Raw genomic sequence first — 6661 nt, 5'->3', positions numbered from 1 at the left:
GAATGACAAGAGATTGGCTGCACTTAGAGAGTATGCTCAAACGGCTTGAATTCTAAATCCGAAACTTGAGTTACTTTTTTGTTCGGTGCAAAATTAAACTATGAGAGTTGCATGGCAAAACCAAAACTTACGCAGAATGGGGAAATATGAACCGCCACCGTTAAAAATGCTTATTAGGGCGTTTCTGAGAGGTAATGATTTGAAAGCGTTTCTACTTCTCTAATCTGCTTTTTTCTCATTTCCTTGTCACTGACAACTAAAGCCAACGACTGCCACAACCACCTGAAACTCAAAACAAATGCTCTATTTTACTATTTTTGCCTTTTTAGGCGTTCTTTTTCGTTAAAAGTAGCTTTTTCTTTATTTTCCATTACTTTCGAACTATTTCTGGACAAAACTCTGGAATTTCTATTGGAGTGCAACCATTCTGTGCTGAGAGCCGTGACAATTCCGTCAGACACGACCATTCGGCAGCGTCATACACGTCGATGTCGAGCGGCAATCCGTTGTTGAGACAATATATCAGACGTGCGTCCATAGCGTAGTTCATTGCATTGGGCACATTCATAGCCTCGCCCTTGCGCAACAACCGTGCAGCATCGGTTGCGTCAAACCGGCTCATATACCTCTCGGCAGCATCGCCAGTGAAGCATTCCTCGCCATCGTTGACCGTCGGCAGCGGATACTTCTGCACGAAAGCCTTAGTACCGCACACGGTCTGAAGACGATTGTAAGGCCGGTGAGTGGTCACATCGAGCTGAAGCATGATGCTCACGCCACGTTCAGTCTGTATGAGAGTGGTGTTGACCCGACCTAAGGGTAGTCCGGCTTCCTTGGCTCCAGCCGATGTCATGCTGACAAGGCGCAGCATACGGTCGGTACGGTGGAATCCCAGCAACTGTCCTATCGGTCCGATGCCATGCGTGGGATAAGGATTGCCGCCATGTGTAAGACATCCGCGCTCAATCCAACTTGTATTGCCCTCGCCACACTCGTTGTCGGTCGAGAGGTCGTGTATGTATGCTCCCTCGCAATGAGTAATCTCGCCGAAAAGTCCACGACGGTGCATCTCAAGGGTCTCAAGCGCAAAATAGTCATAGCAGCAGTTCTCCGTCATAAAACAGTGGCGCCGGGTCTGCTCGGCAGTATGCACCAGAAGCCAACACTCCTCCACCGTAGTGGCAGCCGGCACCTCTACAGCCACATGCTTGCCACAGCGCATAGCGTGTACAGCCATCAGTGTATGGGTGCGCCATTCCGTACATATATATATAAGGTCTATGTCGGGCAGCTGGCAAGCCTCCTTCCATGCATCAGGCCCGCACAACGTGAGCGCCTCTTTGCGATGGCTGTCGCGCAGCAATTTATTGGCACGTGCCAGTCGCTGACTGTCCACATCGACAATGCAACTTATCTCGGCATTGCCGATAAAAGCATAGCGCACCAGGGTCTTTGTGCCGCGATTGCCAAGTCCCACAAGCGCAATGCGCACCTTGGGAATAGCCGGACAACGTAATAGAAATGCTGATTTATAGTTCATGGCGCAAATTTACAAACTTTTTTCCGGTTTTCATAAACACGACATTATTTCATACGTTTTTTTGTCCACTACATGAAAAATTATTAATTTTGCACCAAGTTTTGAGTATACTTAAAAATCATTATAATGGAGATTTCATATAAATGGCTTAAGGAGTATGTCGATTTCGACCTCACTCCGCAGGAAACAGCCGATGCGCTGACCTCATGCGGACTCGAAGTTGACGCTCTTGAAGAGGTACAGACCATTAAGGGTGGACTGAAGGGACTGTACGTGGGCAAGGTATTGACTTGCGAATTGCACCCTAATTCAGACCACTTGCACATAACAACCGTTGATCTTGGAAAAGCAGAGCCGCAGCAGATAGTTTGCGGTGCGCCCAACGTGGCTGCCGGACAGAAGGTTATCGTTGCCGACCTGGGCTGCGTGCTCTACGACGGCGACAAGGAATTCGTAATCAAAAAGTCGAAGTTGCGCGGCGTAGAGAGCCTTGGCATGATTTGCGCCGAGGACGAAATAGGTGTTGGCACAAGCCACGACGGCATCATCGTATTGCCCGAGGACGCACCTGTAGGCCTGCCAGCAGCCGAATATTATCACTTGGAGAGCGACTGGATTATCGAGATTGACATCACAGCCAACCGCTCTGACGCACTCAGCCACTGGGGTGTGGCACGCGACCTGTACGCTTGGCTCAAGCGCAACGGCCACGCTACATCGCTCCACCGTCCTGACTGCTCTGAGTTTGCTGTAGACAACAACGACCTGCCTATCGATGTCGAGATTGAAAACACCGAGGCTTGCAAGCGCTACGCATGCGTGAGCATCAGCGGATGTGAGGTCAAGGAGAGTCCCGAATGGCTTCAGAACAAGCTGAAGGTTATCGGTCTGCGTCCTATCAACAACATCGTCGACATCACCAACTACGTGATGATGGCATACGGCCAGCCTATGCACTGCTTCGACGCCGACATGGTGAAGGGCTCAAAGATAGTAGTACGCACCCAGCCCAAAGGCACCAAGTTCGTCACTCTTGACGGCGAGGAGCACACACTCGGCGAGCACGACCTGAGCATTTGCAACGCAGAGGACCCAATGTGTATCGCAGGCATCTTCGGAGGCAAGGGTTCGGGCACATACGACACCACAAAGAACGTAGTGCTTGAGAGCGCATATTTCCACCCGACATGGATTCGCAAGAGCGCACGCCGCCACGGATTGAACACCGACGCAAGCTATCGCTTCGAGCGTGGCATCGACCCCAACGGCACCATCTACGCTCTGAAGCAGGCTGCCATACTGTGCAAGCAGCTGGCAGGCGGCAAGGTGAGCATGGAGATAAAGGATGTTTATCCCAACCCGATCAGCGATGCCCGCGTCCAGCTCGACTTCGAGTATGTAGACCGCCTCATCGGAAAGAAGATAGGCAACGACATGATTCGCTCTATCGTTGAGAGCCTCGACATGAAGATTGTATCTGAGACTGAGACCGGACTGGAGCTCGACGTTCCTGCATACCGTGTCGACGTGCAGCGTCCGTGCGACGTAGTTGAGGACATCCTGCGTATCTACGGATATAATAATGTGGAGATTCCGACACAGCTCAAGAGCTCGCTCACCATTCTCGGCGATGCCGACAAGGCATATCACCATCAGAATGTAATCAGCGAACAGCTCGTTGGATGCGGCTTCCACGAGATTCTCAACAACTCGCTCAGCAAGACCGCTTACTACACCGAGCTCAACAAATATACCGAGGAGACTACCGTGAAGGTGATGAACCCTCTGAGCAACGACCTCGGCGTAATGCGCCAGTCACTCCTCTTCGGCGGACTGGAGAGCATCTGCCGCAACATTAACCATAAGATGCCTAACCTCCGCTTCTTCGAATTTGGCAACTGCTATCACTATTCGCCCGAAAAGAAGAACGACGAGGACCCGATAAAGGCTTACACCGAGGAGATGCACCTTGGAATGTGGACCACCGGAAAACGCGTTGAAGGCTCATGGGCTCACGCCGACGAGAAGGCTTCGTTCTACGAACTTAAGGCTTACGTCATGAACATATTCACCCGTCTGGGTGTAAATCCCGGTATCGTAGTGACAGAAACATCCGACAACAACATCTTCGGCAAGGCTCTGGCACTCAAAGCACGCTCGGGCAAGGTGCTCTGCGAGATGGGTACTGTATGCCACAAGCTTCTGAAGAAGATGGACATCGACCAGGACGTGTTCTACGCCGACATCAACTGGGACAACGTGATGCGCGCCATCAAGAAGAACGAGGTGCTCTATCACGACATCAGCAAGTTCCCGTCGGTAAGCCGCGACCTCGCCTTGCTCATCGACAAGAGCGTTGAGTTCGAGCAGATTGAGCAGATTGCACGCCAGACAGAGAAGAAGCTCCTCAAGAGCGTCGAACTCTTCGACGTGTACGAAGGCAAGAACCTGCCCGAAGGCAAGAAGAGCTACGCCGTCAACTTCATCCTGCAGGACGAGACCAAGACTCTCAACGACAAGCAGATTGAGGCTATCATGACCAAGCTCATCAACAACCTCAAGCAGAAGCTGAATGCTGAACTGAGATAATAACAATAAAAAAACAATAAATACAAAACAATAAAATGGGAAGAGCATTTGAATACCGCAAGGCTACAAAGCTGAAGCGTTGGGGCCACATGGCCAAGACATTCACCCGTCTGGGCAAGCAGATTGCCATCGCCGTTAAGGCAGGCGGTCCGGAACCGGAAAACAACCCGTCACTTCGTTCAATCATCGCTACATGTAAGCGTGAGAACATGCCGAAGGACAACATCGAGCGTGCCATCAAGAACGCTATGGGCAAGGACCAGAGCGAATACAAGGAAGTAACATACGAGGGATACGGCCCTCACGGTATCGCTATCTTCGTTGACACACTGACCGACAACACCACACGTACCGTAGGCGACGTTCGCTCGGTGTTCAACAAGTTCAACGGTACTCTCGGCACAACAGGTTCACTGGCTTACCTCTTCGACCACAAGTGCGTGTTCACATTCAAGAAGAAGGACGGCGTAGACATGGAAGAGCTTATCCTTGAGCTCATCGACTTCAACGTTGAGGACGAGTTTGACGAGGACGAGGAAGAAGGCACAATCACCATCTACGGCGACGACGTTAAGGCTTATGCACAGATTCAGAAATTCCTTGAGGACCAGGGCTTCGAGGACATCGGCGGTGAGTTCACATACGTGCCAAACGACTTGAAGGACATCGACGCTGAGCAGCGTGCTACTATCAACAAGATGGTAGAGCGTCTTGAGGACTTTGACGACGTTCAGAACGTTTACACAAACATGAAGCCTGAGGAGGGCGAATAAACAATATTAAACTAAAAGCCCCACCCCCTTGCCCCTCCCCAGTAGGGAGGGGAGTGATATGTACAAATTGCATAAGGATGCTATCTCTTGTTTTTAGGGCCGGCATATCTGAGCAGCCAGACATACTACTCCCCTCCCTGCGGGGGAGGGGCGAGGGGGTGGGGCTTTTCAATCTACATCATTATGAATCACTTGGATTACACCACTTGCGGCACATGCAGCCGCCTCATCACCATCGACGTAGATGCCGACGGCATCATACGCAACCTCGCATTCGAGGGCGGATGCAACGGCAACCTCAAAGGCATATGCGCACTGTGCATCGGCAAGAAAGCTACCGACGTGAAGCAGATACTCAAGGGCATCACATGCGGCGGCAAAATGACAAGCTGTCCCGACCAGCTCGCTACAGCACTTGGCGAAATGGGATACTAAATAATTTTTCTTCTATTTTTCCGTTTTTTTGCACTAAGTTGTAAAAAATATATGTACCTTTGCTTACATAAATATACTAATGAATTCAAAAGTCTTGCATATACATATATTATATAATGTAATGTAGCTTTGCAAGTTCTTAAACTAACCAAACATTATGCTAAAACAAATTATCAATGGTCGCATTCTCACACCAGAAGGTTGGCTCGAAGGCGGCTCAGTTATCATCGACGGCAACAAGATTAAAGCCGTATCAAACAGCGATCTCCACATCGTAGATGCAGAAATCATTGACGCCAAAGGTTGCTATATAGTTCCTGGCGGCATTGAGATGCACGTGCATGGCGGTGGTGGCCGCGACTTCATGGAGGGCTCAGAAGAAGCTTTCCGTGTAGCCATCAAGGCACACATGAAGCATGGCACAACAGCAATCTTCCCCACACTGTCATCATCAACAGTGCCAATGATTGAGGCAGCATGCGAAACTTGCGAAAAGCTCATGGCAGAGGAGAACAGCCCCGTACTCGGACTCCACCTCGAAGGCCCATACTTCAACCCCAAGCAGGCTGGCGCACAGATTCCCGAATGGATCAAGCCTCCGGTAGCTGAGGAATACGAACCACTGCTCGACAAGTATCCTTGCATAAAGCGCTGGGACGAAGCTCCCGAACTTCCGGGCTCAGCAGAGTTCATCAAGTCGTGCCGCAAGCATGGTGTCATCGCAGCCATAGGCCACACACGCGCTACATACGAAGACGTAGTGGCAGGTCACGATGCCGGTATGTCGCACGCTACACACTTCTACAACGCTATGCCTGTAGTATATAAAGAGCACGAATTCAAGGTGCCCGGCACCGTTGAGAGTATCTATGCCCTCTCAGACATGTCGGTTGAGGTTATAGCCGACGGCATCCACGTTCCACCGGTAATGCTTCGCGTTGTATATCAGATAAAGGGCGTTGAGAAGACAGCACTCATCACCGACTCATTGGCATGCGCAGCAAGCGACGAGGGAGTAGCATTCGACCCACGCGTAATTCTTGAGGACGGTGTATGCAAGCTCGCCGACCACTCAGCACTTGCAGGCTCTATAGCCACTATGGACCGCCTCATCCGCACATGCGTGCAGCAGGCCAACATCCCAATGGAAGACGCATGCCGCATGGCAAGCGAAACTCCTGCCAAGATTATGGGTGTATTCGACCGCAAGGGTTCGCTTGAGGACGGCAAGGACGCCGATATCATGATGTTCGACAACGACCTTAAGCTCACATACGTCATGCAGATGGGCAACGAGGTGACCAACGAACTCTAAATACAGATA

Annotated in this window: 5 protein-coding genes; 4 read left to right on the top strand and 1 reads right to left on the bottom strand. The window is 50.8% G+C overall.

The genetic code is table 11. The features are described 5' to 3' along the window. Nucleotides 1-370 precede the first annotated feature (370 nt). Complete coding sequence (locus I6E49_RS07930; protein WP_235401653.1) at nt 371-1540, bottom strand: Gfo/Idh/MocA family protein; 1170 nt, start codon at nt 1538-1540, stop codon at nt 371-373. A 126-nt stretch (nt 1541-1666) separates the two neighbouring features. Here I6E49_RS07930 and pheT point away from each other — a divergent pair, with 126 nt between their 5' ends. The 4 genes from pheT to nagA all read left to right on the top strand — a co-directional run bounded on the left by pheT (nt 1667) and on the right by nagA (nt 6652). Further along, a complete protein-coding gene (gene pheT, locus I6E49_RS07925) occupies nt 1667-4129 on the top strand; it encodes a phenylalanine--tRNA ligase subunit beta (RefSeq protein WP_235401651.1) in 2463 nt (820 codons plus the stop codon). Between the two features lie 35 nt (nt 4130-4164). After that, nucleotides 4165-4902 carry a YebC/PmpR family DNA-binding transcriptional regulator gene (locus I6E49_RS07920; protein ID WP_235401649.1) on the top strand — a complete coding sequence of 246 codons (738 nt, stop codon included), beginning with the start codon at nt 4165-4167 and terminating at the stop codon, nt 4900-4902. 183 nt (nt 4903-5085) lie between these two features. Further along, entirely contained in the window at nt 5086-5337 is a 252-nt protein-coding gene (locus I6E49_RS07915; RefSeq protein WP_235401647.1) for a TIGR03905 family TSCPD domain-containing protein, read from the top strand. Between the two features lie 157 nt (nt 5338-5494). Continuing rightward, the gene (gene nagA, locus I6E49_RS07910) at nt 5495-6652 is read left to right on the top strand and encodes an N-acetylglucosamine-6-phosphate deacetylase (protein ID WP_235401646.1); all 1158 of its coding nucleotides are present in this window, start codon (nt 5495-5497) and stop codon (nt 6650-6652) included. Nucleotides 6653-6661 lie beyond the last annotated feature (9 nt).

The organism is Leyella stercorea, from assembly GCF_021531655.1.
Note: the sequence above shows the minus strand (reverse complement) of the source record. Positions and strands in the feature narration are given on the sequence as shown.

Bases quoted from the DNA above. Each gene is read 5' to 3' on its own strand.
- I6E49_RS07930 (WP_235401653.1), bottom strand. From the start codon at position 1,540: ATGAACTATAAATCAGCATTTCTATTACGTTGTCCGGCTATTCCCAAG.
- pheT (WP_235401651.1), top strand. From the start codon at position 1,667: ATGGAGATTTCATATAAATGGCTTAAGGAGTATGTCGATTTCGACCTC.
- I6E49_RS07920 (WP_235401649.1), top strand. From the start codon at position 4,165: ATGGGAAGAGCATTTGAATACCGCAAGGCTACAAAGCTGAAGCGTTGG.
- I6E49_RS07915 (WP_235401647.1), top strand. From the start codon at position 5,086: ATGAATCACTTGGATTACACCACTTGCGGCACATGCAGCCGCCTCATC.
- nagA (WP_235401646.1), top strand. From the start codon at position 5,495: ATGCTAAAACAAATTATCAATGGTCGCATTCTCACACCAGAAGGTTGG.